This window comes from Pseudomonas sp. StFLB209, from assembly GCF_000829415.1.
Classification (GTDB): domain Bacteria; phylum Pseudomonadota; class Gammaproteobacteria; order Pseudomonadales; family Pseudomonadaceae; genus Aquipseudomonas.
Window position 1 is genome coordinate 3665151 of the sequence record NZ_AP014637.1, and the last position, 17508, is coordinate 3682658.

Consider the following 17508-nt stretch of genomic DNA (forward strand, 5'->3'; position numbering starts at 1 on the left):
TATCGGTTGCTTGGGACTGAAAATGACTCGGCATTGTACGGCCACAGGCGTGTCGAGTACAGGCTATGGCCGGGGAGGTGCCCTTCAGTGCAAAGGCTATATAAAGAAGAAGCCCGGCAATCGCCGGGCTTCCAGTGCTACACGGTGCAGGATTCTGGTTACAGAATCGAGATCGGGTAGTCGACGATCAGGCGGAACTCGTTAACATCACCTTCGCCCTGGTCAGCATTGGCGCGGTGCCATGCTTGACGGATACGGAACGACAGATCCTTGGCCGGGCCGGACTGCAGTACGTATTTGGCTTCGAAGTTGGTTTCGTGGTGTTTGCCGTCTGCGCCGTAATAGCCGTAAGGGCCATTGGTTGGAGCGTTGCTGCCGTCGATGTCCCAGCCTTTGATGTAGCGGGTCATGAAGCTCAGGCCTGGAACCCCGTAAGGTGCCATGTTCAGATCGTAGCGGATCTGGGCAGATTTCTCGTTCGGGCCGTTGAAGTCGGAGTACTGGATCGAGTTGTTGAGGAAGATCGAGTCGCCGCCACGGTTGTTGTTGCCGGTGCCGATGTAGTCGAACGGTGTGTCACCGTTGATTTTCTGCAGGGCTACAGTCAGGGTGTGAGCTGCCATGAACGAGTAAGCGACCGAGCCGGAGAAGGCCGTGTTGCTGATCGAGCCGGCCTTGGCCGAGCCTTCGTCAACGGTGCGATACAGGTTGGCGTCGAATGCCAAGGACTGATCGCCGCCCAGTGGCAGGGCGTAGTTCACGTTGGCGTAGTACTGGTTCCAGATGTCTTCAAGCTTGGCGCCGTACAGGGCTACACCGAGGTTGTCGGTAATCGAGTACTTGCCGCCGACGAAATCGGCAGATTTGGCGCTCACGCCAGCGTAGTTGGCGAAGATTTCGCCGCTACGGTTGGTTTCATCCTGGCTGGTGGTCGAAGTGAAGTGACCGGCTTCCAGATCCAGGCCCTTGATTTCGCTGCTTTGCAGGCTGATACCGGTGGCGGTCTGTGGCAGCAGGCGAGAGCCGCCAACTGCGAATACCGGGCTGCTAGGCTGCATGTCGCCGATTTTCAGCTCGGTTTTGGAAATGCGGAATTTGGCGGCGGCACCGGCTTTGCCGAAGCTGTCGGAGTTGCGGCCTTGACTGTCGGTCTGCAGGTTGCCGGAGCCGGAGTACTTGTCGCTGCCGTCGAGGTTGAAGCCGAGGTAACCAAAGGCGTCAACACCGACACCGACAGTGCCTTGAGTGTAGCCGGAGTTGTAGATACCCCAGAAACCCTGAGTCCAGTCTTTGTCGTCAACTGCGCCAGCTTTCTTGTCGCGGTTGTAGTAGTAGTTGCGTGCTTTCAGGTTCAGCGAACTGCCTTCAACGAAGCCCTTGGCTTCGGCTTGGTCGCTGACAAACGGCGCAGCCGATGCCAGTTGGGTGCTGGCTGCCGCCGCAACGGCCAGTGCGATTGCGCTCCACTTCATCACTCTCATCGTGATTGCTCCTTTGGTTTAGAAGTTTTCGCTGCCCCATCTGTATTTTTTTTAGGGGCGGCTCTTTCTTGTTATGCCGGCTATTTTTGGTTTGTGCCGGTCAGGGTGCAAATGCTGTATACGTCAATGTCGTCGAAAAGGATACGTATGTCGCTTAAAATGTCGCTTTTTTACAAGAACTTTATTTTCTCTATTTTGTCTTGAGCAAGATGCTTGCCAAGTACAGGGTGCCGCCGGCTGAGCTCAAAATTGGCGTGCGAGTGTTAAAGCAACAAGCGTGCTCAAACTCCCAGAAAATGAAAAAAATTTGTGAAAATCACAGGTTTTACATTCTGACTTGTTAATAAATTCTTGTTTATTAAGGAAAAAATCCATTTTTTAGCGGTGGCCTCGTCATTCTTGCTTGCCGCTGCCCATCCGGCCAGGCGTGACAAAAAGTGTTACCGGACGCCGCCGGTTCTGGGAAGATCCTGGTATTGAGGTATGCCAGATACACATTCTTGATTCGTTTTGGTGCGTTTGCATGTGCGAGTGTCAGAATCTGGTTCATCGTGCTGAAGACGCGGCGAGCGGTCCTTTGACTGACTCGACAGCTTAGCCGGGGCTGGCGTTTCTGCACGCCGGGTTGAGAGCGAGCCGGTCGTGTCGGGTTTTTGTTATCCTGCCAGCCTTGTGTGATGTTTTTGTTCTCCCGTCAGGAGTCGTATGGTGTTCGCTCTGGATTCACGTTTGCAGCAAGACACTCTGCCATTGGGGGATTTTCCTCTATGCCGCTTGCTGCTTAGCAACGATGCTCGCTATCCCTGGTTTATTCTGGTGCCGCGTCGCGCAGGTATCAGCGAGGTTTTTGAACTCGATGCCGATGACCAGGCGCAGTTATGGCGGGAAACCACCGCTCTGGCGGCCATCCTTAAAGATACCTTCAATGCCGACAAGCTTAACGTTGCCACTTTGGGTAACGTCGTCAGCCAGTTACATATGCATGTGATCGTGCGCAAGCGCGATGATGGGGCGTGGCCTGCTCCGGTATGGGGCAAGCTGACGGCGCTGCCTTATGAGCCAAGGCAGGTTGCTGCACTGATTGAGCGTCTGCGGCCTGTGCTGCCAGAGGATTTCAGGCTGGAGTCGAGCGTATGAGCCTTGAGGCGCGGATCACCGAGCTTGAGAGCAGGCTGGCATTTCAGGACGATACTATTCAGGCGCTCAATGATGAGCTGGTAGGCCAGCAGCGAATCGTGGAACGTTTGCAGCAGCAGTTTTTGCTGCTCGCCAGGCGCCAGGAAGAAATGAGCCATCGGGTCGATGGTCTGGATGATGAGGCTCCACCGCCTCATTACTAAATGAAAAAAGCCGCGTATCACGCGGCTTTTTTCATGTTGCCAGGTATTAGCGGCGTGGCGCGGCAGCTACCACATCTTCTGCCTGCAGGCCCTTGTCACGATTCATGACCGAGAACTCTACACGCTGGCCTTCGACCAGGACGCGGTGACCTTCTCCGCGAATCGCACGGAAGTGGACGAAGATGTCATCGCCTGAGTCTCTGGAAATAAAACCGAAGCCCTTTGAAGAGTTGAACCACTTCACCGTGCCGGTATCGCGCTGGCCAAGTTCATGGCTTTGCGGCACCGGTGTGGGGGAGCGCTTGTGCAGGGTGGTGCCCAGATGCAGGATGATCGCGCAAAAGGTGATTGCCAGCCCGAGCACGACGGCGGGCTGACCGGCGACGCTTGGCAGTGGCACCAGCAAGACCAGGATCTGGGCGACGACTGCCAGGACCAGCAGAATGCTGGCCAGGGTTTGCAGGCTGCGGCGCGGGCCCTTTTTCCAGTGGGGAATGACCGGTGCGATCAACAGATTGAGCAGGCCGAAGAATGCCAGGTACAACGCATCGGGCTGTGGCAGGTAGGACAATAATGCTTCATTGCGCAGGCTGGGTATGAGTGACAGCAGCAAGGCTGCTGTTCCCGTTACCAGGTGGACGATTTTCAACATGTCAAAAAACTCACATCAGGATGGATCACGAGGAAATAGCGGGTAACGCCCGGTACGCTTCAAAAATAAGGAAGGCGTGATACACGGGCTGTGTATTTAACAGCAAAGCCTTGACCTACTCAAATCAGTGCTCAGGTGAGCCGGTTGCCGTTGGTCCGGTGGAACCCTTGTGCGGTTGCAGTGTTCTCAGGGCCGCGGCGTATCAAGGTTTTCTATGGTCTCGATAGGGCTGCTTCGCAGGGCATCTCTTGCTAAAGTAATGCCTGTTGAATTTTCATCGTCGCTAAAAGGATATGCAGCATGGCAATCGATATCGGCATCAGTGAAGAGGATCGCAAGTCGATCGTTGACGGACTTTCCCATCTGTTGGCGGATACTTATGTGTTGTACCTCAAGACGCACAACTTTCACTGGAACGTCAGCGGGCCAATGTTTCGCACGCTGCACCTGATGTTCGAAGAGCAATACAACGAACTGGCCCTGGCAGTGGACTCCATCGCTGAGCGTATTCGTGCGCTTGGTTTTCCGGCGCCGGGCACCTACTCGACCTACGCGCGTCTGTCTTCCATCAAGGAAGAAGAGGGTGTGCCGCATGCCGAGGACATGATCCGCAGCCTGGTTCAGGGGCAAGAGGCCGTGGTCCGCACTGCGCGGAGCATTTTTCCGCTGCTCGACAAGGTCAGTGATGAGCCGACCGCAGACCTGCTGACCCAGCGTATGCAGGTGCATGAAAAGACAGCATGGATGCTGCGCTCGATGCTCGAAACCCGCTGAGTTCTCCGGTGAGTGGCGCTTCGGTGCCACTCACTGACAGAATCCCTGGGGGTTTCTATATATATTTATTACCCGCTCCGTTAGTTGTTGCTGTAAGCGCGGTTGAATTGACTATTCCTCGCGTTGTAGTGGTTATGTCCTACATGGTTTGCTTGCCAGACCTGCTGGATAAGCGTTCTCGTTTCGGGCTTTATAGCGAGGCATTTGTTTATTTTTAAATGTTTCTCTCAGGTTCGTTTAGATGCTTGTTCAGAGGTGATGATTATCATGGTTCGAGATGTTGAACGTGAGGTCGGTGAGCCAGGAGGCTTGGGTGCGGTGTCCGAAGATCCCTTTATAGAAGGGTTCAGCATGGCGCTGGCCCAGCCCCATTCCAAGTCGGTCAGGCTCAATGGCCTGGCGACTTGCCTGCGGCTTGAAAATGTCTACTGGAATGTCCTGTCGACGATTGCTCGGTCGAACAACTGTTCAATCAATGCCGTGCTGTCGAATATCGATCGGGAGGTTCATCTGCGTTACGGTGGGGTCAAGAATTTCAGTGGTCTGATTCGGGTCGTGTGCGTAGCCCATCTGCTCAAGGCGCAAGTCCGGCTTTGAGTATCCCTGGCTCTCTATTCTGCGGGGCTGCCTTCGGGCAGCCCCGTTCTGCTGTCCGTAATTCGCGGGGCGTGCGGCTGCAACGCTGCGATTAACTCTATATACTGCCCCGTCTGCCACTGGCACGCCTGCGCGTGGGCGGATCCGCTTGAACTGCACGTCCAGGCTCTTGCACTATTGGGTCCACGCCAGGGAGGACGAAGCCTCCACTGAATTTCGAATTACGGGAAGTGAATACACCATCATGATGCGCAGCCACTATTGCGGCCAACTGAACGAGAGTCTGGAAGGTCAGGAAGTTACCCTTTGCGGATGGGTCCATCGTCGTCGTGACCACGGGGGAGTGATCTTCCTCGATATCCGTGACCGTGAAGGTATGGCCCAAGTGGTCTTCGATCCTGATCGCGCCGAGACCTTCGCCGCAGCCGACCGGGTCCGCAGCGAGTTCGTCGTCAAGATCGTTGGCAAGGTGCGCGCCCGCCCGGCCGGTGCTGCCAACACCAATATCGCTTCCGGCGCCATTGAAATCCTTGGCTATGAGCTGGAAGTGCTGAACGAGTCGGAAACGCCGCCGTTCCCGCTCAACGAATTCTCCGATGTCGGTGAAGAGACCCGCCTGCGGTATCGTTTCATCGACCTGCGTCGCCCGGAAATGGCAGAGAAGCTGCGGCTGCGCTCGCGCATCACCAGCAGCATCCGTCGTTACCTGGACGACAACGGCTTCCTGGACGTCGAGACGCCGATCCTGACGCGCGCTACGCCGGAAGGTGCTCGCGACTACCTGGTGCCAAGCCGTACCCACCCCGGCAGTTTCTTCGCTCTGCCGCAGTCGCCACAGCTGTTCAAGCAACTGCTGATGGTGGCGGGCTTTGATCGTTACTACCAGATCGCCAAGTGCTTCCGCGATGAAGACCTGCGTGCCGATCGTCAGCCTGAATTCACCCAGATCGACATCGAAACCAGCTTTTTGAACGAAGAAGACATCATTGGTCTGACCGAGACAATGGTTCGTCAACTGTTCAAGGAAGTGCTGGGCGTCGAGTTCGGCGAGTTCCCGCACATGCCTTTCGAAGAGGCCATGCGCCGTTACGGTTCGGACAAGCCTGACTTGCGCATTCCGCTGGAACTGGTCGACGTTGCCGATCAGCTCAATGCGGTCGACTTCAAGGTGTTCAGCGGTCCGGCCAACGATCCGAAAGGGCGTGTTGCCGCGCTGCGCGTTCCGGGTGCGGCGAACATGCCGCGTAGCCAGATCGATGATTACACCAAGTTCGTCGGTATCTACGGCGCCAAGGGGCTGGCTTACATCAAGGTCAACGAGCGCGCCAAGGGTGTCGAGGGGCTGCAGTCGCCGATCGTCAAGTTCATTCCTGAAGCTAACCTCAATGTGATCCTTGATCGTGTGGGCGCGGTCGATGGCGATATCGTGTTCTTCGGTGCCGACAAGTTCAAGGTTGTCAGCGAAGCTCTTGGCGCGCTGCGGATCAAGCTTGGTAACGATCTGAATCTGCACACCTGTGAATGGGCGCCGATGTGGGTTGTCGACTTCCCGATGTTCGAAGAGAACGATGACGGTTCGTTCTCGGCGCTGCATCACCCGTTCACGGCGCCAAAGTGCAGCCCTGAAGAGCTGGAAGCCAATCCGGGTGCCGCGTTGTCGCGTGCCTACGACATGGTGCTCAACGGTACTGAGCTCGGTGGTGGTTCCATTCGTATTCACCGCAAGGAAATGCAACAGGCGGTATTCCGTTTGCTGGGCATTGCCGAAGACGAGCAGCAAGAGAAGTTCGGCTTCCTGCTTGATGCACTGAAGTACGGTGCTCCACCGCACGGTGGTCTGGCCTTCGGTCTGGATCGCCTGGTGATGCTGATGACCGGCGCCCAGTCCATCCGTGAAGTCATCGCGTTCCCGAAAACCCAGAGTGCTGCAGACGTCATGACCCAGGCTCCGGGTGTGGTGGATGCCAAAGCCCTGCGTGAGCTGCACATCCGCCTGCGCGAGCAACAGAAAGCCGAATAAGGCAGTGCAGGGCGTTTGATCGCGCCTTGCAGTTTGCGCCAAGGTCATGCAATTGCGCCTTTCGCCCGCCTTGTGTGGGCGAGAGGCGATCGTGTTTCTGAGAGATACCGGAGCAATAAATGGCAGGTCATTCCAAGTGGGCGAATATCAAGCACCGCAAAGAGCGTCAGGATGCCAAAAAAGGCAAGATCTTCACCAAGTGGATTCGTGAGCTGACTGTCGCTGCCCGTGCCGGTGGCGGCGACCCGGCTTCCAACCCACGTTTGCGCCTGGCGCTGGACAAGGCTCTGGGTGCCAACATGACTCGCGACACCATTGATCGCGCCGTGGCACGTGGTGTCGGCGCCGTCGATGGTGATGATGTAGTCGAACTGAGCTACGAAGGCTATGGTCCTGGCGGTGTGGCGATCATGGTCGAGGCCATGACCGATAACCGCAACCGTACCGCTGCTGCAGTGCGCCATGCTTTCAGCAAATGTGGCGGCAATCTGGGCACGGACGGCTCGGTTGCGTACCTGTTTGATAGAAAGGGGCAGATTTCTTTCGCTGCCGGTGTCGAAGAAGATGCCCTGATGGAAGCGGCGATGGAGGCCGATGCTGACGACGTGGTCAGTAATCCTGATGGCTCTTTCGATGTGTTTACTTCTTTTGCCGGTTTCTATGCGGTGCGTAATGCGCTGGAGGCTGCTGGCTTCAAGGGTAGTGATGCGGAAATCGTGCTGTTGCCAAGCACCAGTGCGGTGCTGGACCTGGACAATGCACAGAAGGTTCTCAAGCTGATCGACATGCTTGAAGACCTCGACGACGTGCAGAACGTCTATTCGAACGCGGAAATCCCTGACGAGATCATGGAACAGCTCGGCTGATCCTGATAACACCAGAGCGCCGAAGGCGCGCAGTGACGGCTCCGGCCGCGCTGTGCACCTTCGGTTTCTGTTTTATGCGGTATCGATAGCGTGATCGGACAGCAAGCGTTATGACTCTTATTTTAGGTATCGACCCAGGCTCCCGGATTACCGGTTATGGCGTTGTGCGCGATACCGGCCGTGGTTGCATCTATGTGGCCTCCGGTTGCATCCGTACCGGTGAGGGGCAATTGCACGAGCGCCTGCAAATCGTCTATCGCGGTGTGCGAGAGGTGATTCGTACTTATGAGCCGGTCACCATGGGCATCGAGAAGGTGTTTATGGCGCGCAATGCCGATTCTGCGCTCAAGCTGGGGCAGGCGCGCGGAGCGGCGATTGTGGCCGGTGCCGAAGAGAGCCTGGAAATTGCCGAGTACACGGCGACTCAGGTCAAGCAGGCAGTGGCGGGTACCGGCGGGGCTAACAAAGAACAGGTCATGATCATGGTCATGCATCTGCTCAAGTTGACCAGCAAGCCGCAGATTGACGCTTCCGATGCCTTGGCAATCGCCTTGTGTCATGCCCATACCCGTTCAAGCCTGATAGCTCATGGCCTGGGGGCTGCACGCAGTCGGGGCGGGCGCTTGCGGCTCTGATTGCAGCATTCGCTCGCATTTTTTCACTTGCCTGCGGCAAGCTTTATGTCCATTTTTCGCCTGGGCGACAGGCAATACAGGATTTGACAGGTGATAGGACGTTTACGCGGTGCCCTGATCGAGAAACAGCCTCCGCATCTGCTGCTGGATGTCAATGGTGTCGGCTACGAGCTGGAGGTGCCAATGAGTACGCTTTATCGGCTGCCTCATGCCGGTGAGACCGTGACCTTGCACACTCATCTGGTGGTGCGTGAAGACGCGCACCTGCTGTATGGCTTTTTCGAAAAGCGCGAGCGTGAGCTGTTTCGCGAGCTTATACGGCTCAACGGTGTAGGCCCCAAGCTGGCCTTGGCGCTCATGTCGGGGCTGGATGTCGATGAGCTGGTGCGTTGTGTTCAGGCCCAGGACACTTCGGCACTGACCCGTATACCGGGGGTCGGCAAAAAAACCGCCGAGCGTCTGCTGGTCGAGCTCAAGGACCGCTTCAAGGCCTGGGAGGTCTTGCCGGGTGCCTTTACCCTGGTTTCCAATGGGCCCGAAGCGCTTGAGCCAGTGGCCAGTGCCGAGTCCGATGCGATGAGTGCGCTGATATCCCTGGGCTACAAACCTCAGGAAGCGAGCAAAGCCGTTTCCGCGATCAAGGAAAAGAATTTGAACAGTGCCGAACTCATTCGTCGTGCGTTGAAGGGGATGGCGTAAGTGATAGAAGCCGATCGCCTGATAACTGCCAGCGGGGGGCGCGACCGGGACGAGCAGTTCGACCGCGCCATTCGCCCGCTGAGCCTGGCCGACTACATTGGCCAGCCCACCGTGCGCGAGCAGATGGAACTGTTCATTCAGGCCGCGCGAGGGCGCAGTGAGTCCCTCGACCACACCCTGATCTTCGGTCCGCCCGGCCTTGGCAAGACCACGCTGGCCAATATCATTGCTCAGGAGATGGCGGTCTCGATCAAGAGTACCTCCGGACCGGTGCTGGAGCGGCCTGGCGACCTGGCAGCGATCCTGACCAGCCTCGAACCTAACGATGTACTGTTTATCGACGAGATCCACCGGCTTTCGCCGATTGTCGAAGAAGTGCTGTATCCGGCGATGGAAGACTTCCAGCTCGACATCATGATTGGCGAGGGGCCGGCAGCCCGTTCGATCAAGCTGGACCTGCCGCCTTTCACCCTGGTTGGTGCCACCACCCGTGCCGGCATGCTGACCAATCCACTGCGTGATCGCTTCGGAATCGTGCAGCGTCTGGAGTTCTACAACATTGCCGACCTGTCGACCATTGTCGCGCGCTCGGCCAATATCCTCGGGCTGGTCATCGAGCCTGAGGGCGCCTTTGAGATCGCCCGCCGGGCGCGCGGTACGCCGCGAATCGCCAACCGTCTGCTGCGCCGGGTACGCGATTTCGCGCAGGTGCGCGGCAATGGCCAGATCACTCGGCAGGCGGCGGACCAGGCCTTGAACCTGCTGGATGTCGATGAGCATGGTTTTGATCATCAGGACCGCCGCTTGCTGCTGGCCATGATTGAGAAATTCGACGGTGGTCCGGTGGGGGTCGACAGTCTCGCGGCCGCGATCAGTGAAGAGCGCCATACCATTGAAGATGTACTTGAGCCCTACCTGATCCAGCAGGGGTATATCATGCGTACCCCTCGGGGCCGAGTCGTCACTCGCCATGCGTATTTGCATTTCGGGCTGAATATTCCGTCACGAATGGGCGAAATGCCAGCTACCGGGGAACCTGTAGATGATAATGCCGACTAATGGCTCTGGAGCGGCACTAGCCTGCGCTGCAAGCTGGTGGATTGCTGTTCTCGGGCAGGCGCCTTGCGTTAGCGGGCCAAACCTTGAAAAACAGTTGCTACATCCGATTGGCAACCCGAGGAGTAAGCACTAGAGTATGCGCGCGCAAAACGGGGTTCAGTCGTTCGCACATCGCTGTCGCGTCTATTACGAAGACACCGATGCCGGCGGCGTCGTCTACTACGTCAATTACCTGAAATTCATGGAACGGGCTCGCACCGAGCAGCTGCGGCAACTGGGGTTCAACCAGTCCACGCTGGCCGATGAGAACCTGTTGTTTGTCGTGCATTCCAGTGAGGCGCGTTACCACAAGCCGGCGCGGCTGGACGACGAACTGTTGGTCACCGCGCAAGTTATCGAACTCAACCGCGCCAGCCTGCGTTTTCGCCAGCAGGTCACGCGAGTGGCCGATGCAACGCTGCTCTGCGAGGGGCAGTTCCTGGTGGCGTGTGTCAGCGCCGATAGTTTCAGACCCCGGGCCATTCCAGAAACGCTGCGTGCGGCTTTTGCCTTGCAGCACAGTGGCGCGGGCTTACCTTCAGATTCAGAGCAGGAGATAGAACGTGGAAGCTGCTAACGTCGTCGACCATACCTCCATGTGGAGTTTGGTCAGCAATGCCAGCATTGTCGTGCAGTTGGTCATGCTGAGCCTGGTGGCTGCCTCGGTTGCCTCATGGGTAATGATATTTCAGCGCAGTAACATGATCAGGGCCGGCCGGCGTGCGCTGGAAAGTTTCGAGGAGCGGTTCTGGTCGGGCATCGATCTGTCCAAGCTGTATCGTCAGGCTGGCAGCAACCCTGATCCGGATTCGGGTGTGGAGCAGATCTTCCGTGCCGGCTTCAAGGAGTTCTCCCGGCTGCGTCAGCAACCGGGCGTTGACCCGGATGCGGTGATGGAAGGCGTAGCGCGTGCGATGCGCGTGGCCATTTCCCGCGAAGAAGAAAAGCTCGAAACCGGCCTGCCGTTTCTGGCAACCGTCGGCTCGACCAGTCCTTATATTGGTCTGTTCGGTACTGTGTGGGGGATCATGAACTCCTTCCGGGGGCTGGCCACCGCCCAGCAAGCGACACTGGCCACCGTAGCGCCAGGTATTGCCGAGGCTCTGATTGCAACGGCCATCGGCCTGTTTGCAGCCATCCCGGCCGTTATGGCTTACAACCGTTTCGCCGCGCGCACCGAGACTCTGATCGGCCGTTACTACACCTTTGCCGACGAGTTCCAGGCCATCCTGCACCGTAAAGTGCATACCAGCGAAGAGTGAGCAGGTAATTCCCCATGGCTTTGATCGCTCGAGATCGTCGCAACAAACGTCGGCCGGTCGCCGAAATGAACGTGGTGCCTTACATCGACGTGATGCTGGTACTGCTGGTCATTTTCATGGTCACCGCGCCCATGATCAACCAGGGCGTCAAGGTCGACCTGCCCAAGGTTTCCAGTGAGAGCCTGCCGCAGGACAACAACAACCAGGTCCTGACCATTTCAATCAAGGCTGACAAAACCTATTACTGGAATGTGGGCAGCGAGGTCGATACCGACAAGCAGATGGACAAGGCGATGACCTTGCCCCAGCTGACCAGTGCAGTGACCAAGATCATTGCGGCCGGGCGTGATGCCGGCAAGCAGACCCAGGTCTTTATCCGTGGTGACAAGGCGGTGGACTACGGTTCGGTCATGGTCACCATGGGTGGACTGCAGAAAGCCGGTATTGCCAACGTCGGCCTGATTACTGAGGCCCCCTGATGCAGCCAATTCGAGAGCCATCCGCCTCGGAAAGCTACTTCTGGCCCAGTGTCTGGGCGGTGGCCCTGCATATCCTGATTTTCGGCATGCTCTTTGTCAGTTTTGCCATGACCCCTGAGCTGCCTGAAGCCAAGCCTGTGGTTCAGGCTACGCTGTATCAGCTCAAGTCCAAGAGTCAGGCAACCACCCAGACTAACCAGAAGATCGCTGGCGAGGCGAAAAGAACCGCTGCACGGCAGACTGAAGTCGAGCAGCTGGAACAGAAAAAGATCGAGCAGCAGAAGCAGGAAGCTGTAAAAGCGGCGGAACAAAAGAAAGCCGATGAGGCTCAAAAAGCCGAAGAACAGAAAGCTGCTGCCGCCGAAGAAGCCAAGAAGGCGGCTGAACAGAAAGCTGCCGAACAGAAAGCCGAAGAGGCGCGCAAGGCGGCTGATGAAGCCAAGAAAGCGGCCGAAGCGAAAAAGGCCGAAGAGAAACAGCAGGCTGATATAGCCAAGAAAAAAGCTGAAGAAGAAGCGAAGAAAAAAGCCGAGGAAGATGCCAAGAAGGCAGCTGCCGAGGAAGCCAAGAAGAAGGCAGCGGACGAGGCCAAGAAACAGGCCGCCGAAGATGCCAAGAAGCAGGCTGCCGAGGACGCGAAAAAGAAAGCCGCTGAAGACGCCAAGAAAAAGGCTGCTGCAGATGCTGCTGCCAAGAAGGCTCAGGAAGCTGCACGCAAGGCAGCCGAAGACAAGAAAGCGCAGGCGCTGGCTGACTTGCTTTCCGACAAGCCGGAGCGACAGCAGGCATTGGCCGACGAGGTGGGCGATCAGGTTGCCGGTAGTTTCGACGATCTGATCAGGTTGCGCGCGTCTGAAGGCTGGAGTCGTCCGCCGTCTGCCCGCAACAACATGTCTGTACAGTTGCAGATCAAGATGTTGCCCGACGGGACGATTTCTTCGGTAACAGTTGCCAAGTCCAGTGGTGACGGGCCGTTTGACAGCTCTGCTGTTGCTGCCGTCAGGAACATTGGGCGTTTGACAGAAATGCAGGGGCTGAAGCCGGCTGAGTTCGCGCCCTATCGCTCATTCAAGATGACATTTACTCCAGGAGATCTAGCCCTGTGATCAAGCTTTTTAGAGGACTGCTCGTCGTTCTCTGCTGTGTGGCCGGGATGGCCAACGCAGAAGAGAAGAACATTCTGGTTACCAGTGGCAGTGACCGCGCCACGCCGATTGCGGTCGTGCCATTCGGCTGGCAGGGCGGTAACGTCCTGCCAGATGACATGGCTGAAATCATCGGCAATGACCTGCGTAACTCGGGTTACTACTCGCCGATTCCGAAGCAGAACATGATCAGTCTGCCGGCCCAGGCCAGCGAAGTGATCTTCCGTGACTGGAAAGCGCTGGGCGCCCAATACGTCATGGTGGGTAACATCGTGCCCGCTGGTGGTCGCCTGCAAGTGCAGTACGCCCTGTTCAACGTCGCTACCGAGCAGCAAGTGCTGACTGGCAGTGTGTCGGGGACTACTGATCAATTGCGCGACATGTCGCACTTTATTTCCGACCAGTCGTTCGAGAAGCTGACAGGTATTAAAGGTGCGTTCTCGACCCGTATGCTGTACGTGACTGCCGAGCGTTTCTCCGAAACCAACACTCGCTACACCTTGCAGCGTTCCGACTACGATGGCGCACGTGCAGTGACCCTGCTGCAATCGCGTGAGCCGATCCTTTCGCCACGCTTTGCGCCGGATGGCAAACGTATCGCTTACGTCTCGTTCGAGCAGAAGCGTCCGCGTATTTTTGTACAGCATATCGATACCGGTCGCCGTGAGCAGATCACCAACTTCGAAGGCCTCAACGGTGCACCAGCCTGGTCGCCGGATGGCAGCAAACTGGCGTTCGTGCTGTCCAAGGACGGTAACCCGGAGATCTACGTGATCAACCTGGCCAGCCGTCAGCTGAGCCGAGTCACCAACGATTCTTCGATCGATACCGAACCGTTCTTCGGTAAGGATGGCTCGACCATCTACTTCACGTCCGACCGTGGCGGCAAACCGCAGATCTACAAAACCAGCATTAATGGTGGTGGTGCCACTCGCGTAACGTTCGTGGGCAACTACAATGCCAATCCGAAACTGTCGGCTGACGAAAAGACCCTGGTAATGATCCATCGCCAGGAAGGCTTCACCAATTTCAAGGTTGCGGCTCAGGATCTGGCCCGCGGAAGTGTAAAAATCCTTACAGATAGCAACCTTGATGAGTCACCTACTGTTGCGCCCAACGGCACCATGGTAATCTACGCCACCCGCCAGCAGGGCCGGGGAGTCTTGATGCTCGTGTCCCTTAACGGACGCGTAAGGCTCCCGCTTCCTACCGCTCAAGGCGAAGTCAGAGAACCTTCCTGGTCCCCTTACCTGAACTGACGCGGCGCTACACAAGTTTTTGCTTAACACACTGGGGTTCATTAGGAGTTTCAAGATGGAAATGCTGAAGTTTGGTAAGTTTGCTGCGCTGGCTCTGGCCATGGCCGTAGCTGTAGGTTGTTCCTCCAAAGGCGGCGACAATGCCGGCGCTGGTGGTGCAGTTGATCCTAACGCTGGTTACGGCGCCAACTCTGGTGCTGTCGACGGCAGCCTGAGCGAAGAAGCTGCTCTGCGCGCAATCACCACCTTCTACTTCGAATACGACAGCTCGGACCTGAAGCAAGAAGCCCTGCGCGCGCTGGACGTTCACGCCAAGGACCTGAAAGCCAACGGCGCTCGCGTCGTTCTGGAAGGTAACACCGACGAGCGCGGCACTCGTGAATACAACCTGGCACTGGGCGAGCGTCGTGCGAAAGCCGTTCAACGCTACCTGGTTCTGCAGGGCGTGTCCCCAGCTCAGCTGGAGCTGGTTTCCTACGGTGAAGAGCGTCCAGTTGCTACCGGCAACGACGAGCAATCGTGGGCTCAGAACCGTCGCGTCGAACTGCGTAAGTAATTCGATATGACTTGCCGTCGTGCTCTAACCGTTCTGGCCCTCACCCTGCCGCTTACTGCATGGGGTGCGGTTCCTGTAGTCGGTGACAATTCTGGCTCTGGCAGCAGTTATCCGCCAGCGGGTTATGGCACGTCCGGCGCCTACGTCGGAGGCGAGGCTTCGGCCGCGCCTTCGGCGCAGGGTCAGCTGTTCATGCAGCTGCAACAGATGCAGGAAGAAATATCGCGTTTGCGCGGTATCGTCGAGGTTCAACAGAATGACATCCAGCGCATGAAGCAGGAAGCTCTGGAGCGTTATCAGGACCTGGACCAGCGTATCGTCAGTGGCGCTTCTGCTGCTGCGAACAATAATTCCCAACCGGCTGGCGGCGCAATCGACGCCAGCGGTACACCATCGGCCCCGGCAGCTCAGGCTCCGGCGGCTGGCACCGAGCCGCCAGACCCGGCCAAAGAGAAGCTCTATTACGACGCTTCCCTGGATCTGGTCAAAGCCAAGGATTTCGACAAGGCCAGTCAGGCACTTGCCGCATTCCTGCGTAAATACCCCAACAGCACTTACGCGGGCAACGCTCAATACTGGCTGGGTGAGGTAAACCTGGCCAAGGGTGACCTGCAAGGTGCCGGTCAGGCATTTGCCAAGGTAAGTCAGCTGTACCCCAAACACGGTAAAGTGCCCGATTCGCTTTACAAGCTGGCAGATGTCGAGCGTCGCCTGGGGCATACCGACAAGGTCAAAGGTATTTTGCAGCAGGTTGTAGCCCAGTATCCGGGTACTTCCGCTGCTCAATTGGCGCAGCGTGACCTTCAGCGTCTTTGAGCCAAAGCTGACAGTTGTCCAGAAAAGCCGCGCCTGTCGCGGCTTTTTTCGTTAGAATCGCCCACCCGAAATATCGGTCATCATTAGTTTCGCTTCATGGCATTGCGTGATTGCGCGGTGCCCTGAAGTGCCTGACGGAGGCGGACGGCCTGTTTAGCTGTTACGCCCGTGGCTCTCATGCAAGACACATTACGTATCACCGAAGTTTTTCACTCGTTGCAGGGTGAAACCCGCACGTCCGGGCTGCCCACTGTATTTGTGCGGTTGACCGGTTGCCCGCTGCGCTGCCAGTACTGCGACAGCGCCTATGCGTTCAGCGGCGGCACCATCATGACGCTGGACGCCATTGTCGAACAGGTTGCAACCTGGCGACCGCGCTATGTATGCGTGACCGGCGGTGAGCCTCTGGCCCAGCCCAATGCGATCGCGCTGCTCAAGCGCCTGTGTGATGCTGGCTATGACGTCTCTCTGGAAACCAGCGGGGCGCTTGATATCTCGGCAGTCGACACCCGTGTCAGTCGTGTTGTGGATCTCAAGACCCCGGGCTCGATGGAAGTCTCGCGTAACCGCTACGAGAACATCGAGTTGCTGACGCCTAATGATCAGGTCAAGTTTGTGCTCTGCTCTCGGGAAGACTACGACTGGGCGGTGTCCAAGCTGATTCAGTACCGGCTTGATCAGCGAGTGAGCGAAGTCCTGTTCTCGGCCAGTCACCATCAGTTGAAAGCGCGTGATCTGGCGGACTGGATCGTCGCAGATAATCTGCCGGTGCGTATGCAGATGCAATTGCACAAGCTGCTTTGGGACGATGAGCCCGGGCGTTGAGAGGAGAAAGCAATGAGTGACAAGAAAGCGGTCATCCTGCTGTCTGGCGGCCTGGATTCGGCCACGGTTGTGGCTATGGCTCGCGCCGAAGGTTACGCCTGTTACACCATGAGCTTTGATTATGGCCAACGCCATCGCGCCGAGCTCGATGCAGCTGCACGTGTGGCGAAAGACCTGGGTGCCATCGAGCACAAGGTTATCGGTCTGAATCTGGACGGCCTGGGCGGCTCGGCCCTGACTGACAGCAGCATTGATGTGCCCGAGGCGCCCACCGAAGGTATCCCGGTTACCTATGTGCCGGCGCGAAACACCGTGTTCCTGTCGCTGGCGCTGGGCTGGGCCGAGGTGCTGGAGGCGCGGGACATCTTCATCGGCGTCAACGCGGTGGATTACTCCGGCTACCCCGACTGCCGCCCCGAGTTCGTCGAAGCCTTCGAGCGCCTGGCCAACCTGGCGACCAAAGCCGGTGTAGAAGGGCAAGGCTTTACCATCCGTGCGCCGCTGCAAAACTTGAGCAAGGCTGACATCATCAAGGCGGGGACGGAACTTGGTGTGGATTATGCGCTGACGGTTTCCTGCTATCAGGCTGATGATCAGGGCCGTGCCTGCCGTAAATGCGATAGCTGCCGCCTGCGTGCAGAAGGCTTCGCTGCGGCCGGTGTGAATGACCCAACCAATTATTTTTAATTTTTTTATCGGAAGGTGTTGAATTACTGTGAAAAATCAGTAATATACGCGCCATCCAACGGGTCGTTAGCTCAGTTGGTAGAGCAGTTGGCTTTTAACCAATTGGTCGTAGGTTCGAATCCTACACGACCCACCATATATACGCAGAAACCCTCCCTAGTGGAGGGTTTTTGCGTTTGGCTGCTTAAATAATTTTTGATCTTCTGTCAGGCAAGATTTGCGGCACTGCTTGTTTTGGCTCAACGACCGAGCACTTTTGAACTTTATTTAAATAGTAATCATTAGCAGATTTGGCAGTTTAAATATTTGTGCTGATA

Annotated in this window: 20 protein-coding genes and 1 tRNA gene; 19 read left to right on the forward strand and 2 right to left on the reverse strand. The window is 57.1% G+C overall.

The window, feature by feature from the left end:
- Positions 1-158: 158 nt before the first annotated feature.
- Complete coding sequence (locus tag PSCI_RS16400) at positions 159-1481, reverse strand: OprD family porin (RefSeq protein WP_045488938.1); 1323 nt, start codon at positions 1479-1481, stop codon at positions 159-161.
- A 708-nt stretch (positions 1482-2189) separates the two neighbouring features.
- Between PSCI_RS16400 and PSCI_RS16405 the strand changes: the two genes are divergently transcribed.
- Entirely contained in the window at positions 2190-2618 is a 429-nt protein-coding gene (locus tag PSCI_RS16405; protein WP_045494454.1) for an HIT family protein, read from the forward strand.
- The gene (locus PSCI_RS16410) at positions 2615-2821 is read left to right on the forward strand and encodes a SlyX family protein (protein ID WP_045488941.1); all 207 of its coding nucleotides are present in this window, start codon (positions 2615-2617) and stop codon (positions 2819-2821) included. Before PSCI_RS16405 ends, PSCI_RS16410 begins: the two co-directional genes overlap by 4 nt.
- A 46-nt stretch (positions 2822-2867) precedes the next feature.
- On the opposite strand, the gene PSCI_RS29990 is transcribed toward PSCI_RS16410, so the two are convergent.
- Positions 2868-3473 (reverse strand): cold-shock protein, encoded by a 606-nt coding sequence (locus PSCI_RS29990; protein ID WP_045488945.1) that lies wholly within the window; start codon positions 3471-3473, stop codon positions 2868-2870.
- A 300-nt stretch (positions 3474-3773) separates the two neighbouring features.
- Here PSCI_RS29990 and PSCI_RS16420 point away from each other — a divergent pair, with 300 nt between their 5' ends.
- From PSCI_RS16420 to PSCI_RS16500, 17 genes are all read left to right on the forward strand, one after another.
- Positions 3774-4247: a Dps family protein gene (locus tag PSCI_RS16420; protein ID WP_045488947.1), complete on the forward strand. Its 474-nt coding sequence runs from the start codon at positions 3774-3776 to the stop codon at positions 4245-4247.
- A gap of 261 nt (positions 4248-4508) precedes the next feature.
- A complete protein-coding gene (locus tag PSCI_RS16425) occupies positions 4509-4844 on the forward strand; it encodes a ribbon-helix-helix domain-containing protein (protein ID WP_045494457.1) in 336 nt (111 codons plus the stop codon).
- A 244-nt stretch (positions 4845-5088) separates the two neighbouring features.
- Positions 5089-6864 carry an aspartate--tRNA ligase gene (gene aspS / locus PSCI_RS16430; protein ID WP_045488948.1) on the forward strand — a complete coding sequence of 592 codons (1776 nt, stop codon included), beginning with the start codon at positions 5089-5091 and terminating at the stop codon, positions 6862-6864.
- A 119-nt stretch (positions 6865-6983) separates the two neighbouring features.
- Positions 6984-7730: a YebC/PmpR family DNA-binding transcriptional regulator gene (locus PSCI_RS16435; RefSeq protein WP_045488949.1), complete on the forward strand. Its 747-nt coding sequence runs from the start codon at positions 6984-6986 to the stop codon at positions 7728-7730.
- Between the two features lie 110 nt (positions 7731-7840).
- On the forward strand, positions 7841-8365 hold the full coding sequence (gene ruvC / locus PSCI_RS16440) for a crossover junction endodeoxyribonuclease RuvC (protein ID WP_045488951.1): 525 nt from the start codon (positions 7841-7843) through the stop codon (positions 8363-8365).
- A gap of 90 nt (positions 8366-8455) precedes the next feature.
- Positions 8456-9064 carry a Holliday junction branch migration protein RuvA gene (gene ruvA / locus PSCI_RS16445; protein ID WP_045488954.1) on the forward strand — a complete coding sequence of 203 codons (609 nt, stop codon included), beginning with the start codon at positions 8456-8458 and terminating at the stop codon, positions 9062-9064.
- The gene (ruvB, locus tag PSCI_RS16450) at positions 9065-10123 is read left to right on the forward strand and encodes a Holliday junction branch migration DNA helicase RuvB (protein ID WP_045488957.1); all 1059 of its coding nucleotides are present in this window, start codon (positions 9065-9067) and stop codon (positions 10121-10123) included. It abuts the gene before it with no gap.
- 136 nt (positions 10124-10259) lie between these two features.
- The gene (ybgC, locus tag PSCI_RS16455) at positions 10260-10739 is read left to right on the forward strand and encodes a tol-pal system-associated acyl-CoA thioesterase (protein WP_045488960.1); all 480 of its coding nucleotides are present in this window, start codon (positions 10260-10262) and stop codon (positions 10737-10739) included.
- Between the two features lie 19 nt (positions 10740-10758).
- Positions 10759-11424: a protein TolQ gene (tolQ, locus tag PSCI_RS16460; RefSeq protein ID WP_045494459.1), complete on the forward strand. Its 666-nt coding sequence runs from the start codon at positions 10759-10761 to the stop codon at positions 11422-11424.
- 14 nt (positions 11425-11438) lie between these two features.
- Positions 11439-11903 (forward strand): protein TolR, encoded by a 465-nt coding sequence (gene tolR, locus PSCI_RS16465; protein WP_045488962.1) that lies wholly within the window; start codon positions 11439-11441, stop codon positions 11901-11903.
- Positions 11903-13009, forward strand: coding sequence for a cell envelope integrity protein TolA (gene tolA / locus PSCI_RS16470; RefSeq protein ID WP_045488965.1), 1107 nt, complete (start codon positions 11903-11905; stop codon positions 13007-13009). Before tolR ends, tolA begins: the two co-directional genes overlap by 1 nt.
- A gap of 47 nt (positions 13010-13056) precedes the next feature.
- Positions 13057-14307: a Tol-Pal system beta propeller repeat protein TolB gene (tolB, locus tag PSCI_RS16475; protein WP_231906435.1), complete on the forward strand. Its 1251-nt coding sequence runs from the start codon at positions 13057-13059 to the stop codon at positions 14305-14307.
- Positions 14308-14362: 55 nt separating this feature from the next.
- Entirely contained in the window at positions 14363-14863 is a 501-nt protein-coding gene (gene pal / locus PSCI_RS16480; RefSeq protein WP_045488968.1) for a peptidoglycan-associated lipoprotein Pal, read from the forward strand.
- A gap of 6 nt (positions 14864-14869) precedes the next feature.
- A complete protein-coding gene (gene ybgF / locus PSCI_RS16485) occupies positions 14870-15679 on the forward strand; it encodes a tol-pal system protein YbgF (protein WP_045488970.1) in 810 nt (269 codons plus the stop codon).
- A 177-nt stretch (positions 15680-15856) separates the two neighbouring features.
- Positions 15857-16504 (forward strand): 7-carboxy-7-deazaguanine synthase QueE, encoded by a 648-nt coding sequence (gene queE / locus PSCI_RS16490; RefSeq protein WP_045488972.1) that lies wholly within the window; start codon positions 15857-15859, stop codon positions 16502-16504.
- 12 nt (positions 16505-16516) lie between these two features.
- Complete coding sequence (queC, locus tag PSCI_RS16495) at positions 16517-17191, forward strand: 7-cyano-7-deazaguanine synthase QueC (RefSeq protein WP_045488973.1); 675 nt, start codon at positions 16517-16519, stop codon at positions 17189-17191.
- 60 nt (positions 17192-17251) lie between these two features.
- Positions 17252-17327 (forward strand) — tRNA-Lys (locus PSCI_RS16500).
- The last annotated feature ends 181 nt before the right edge of the window (positions 17328-17508 follow it).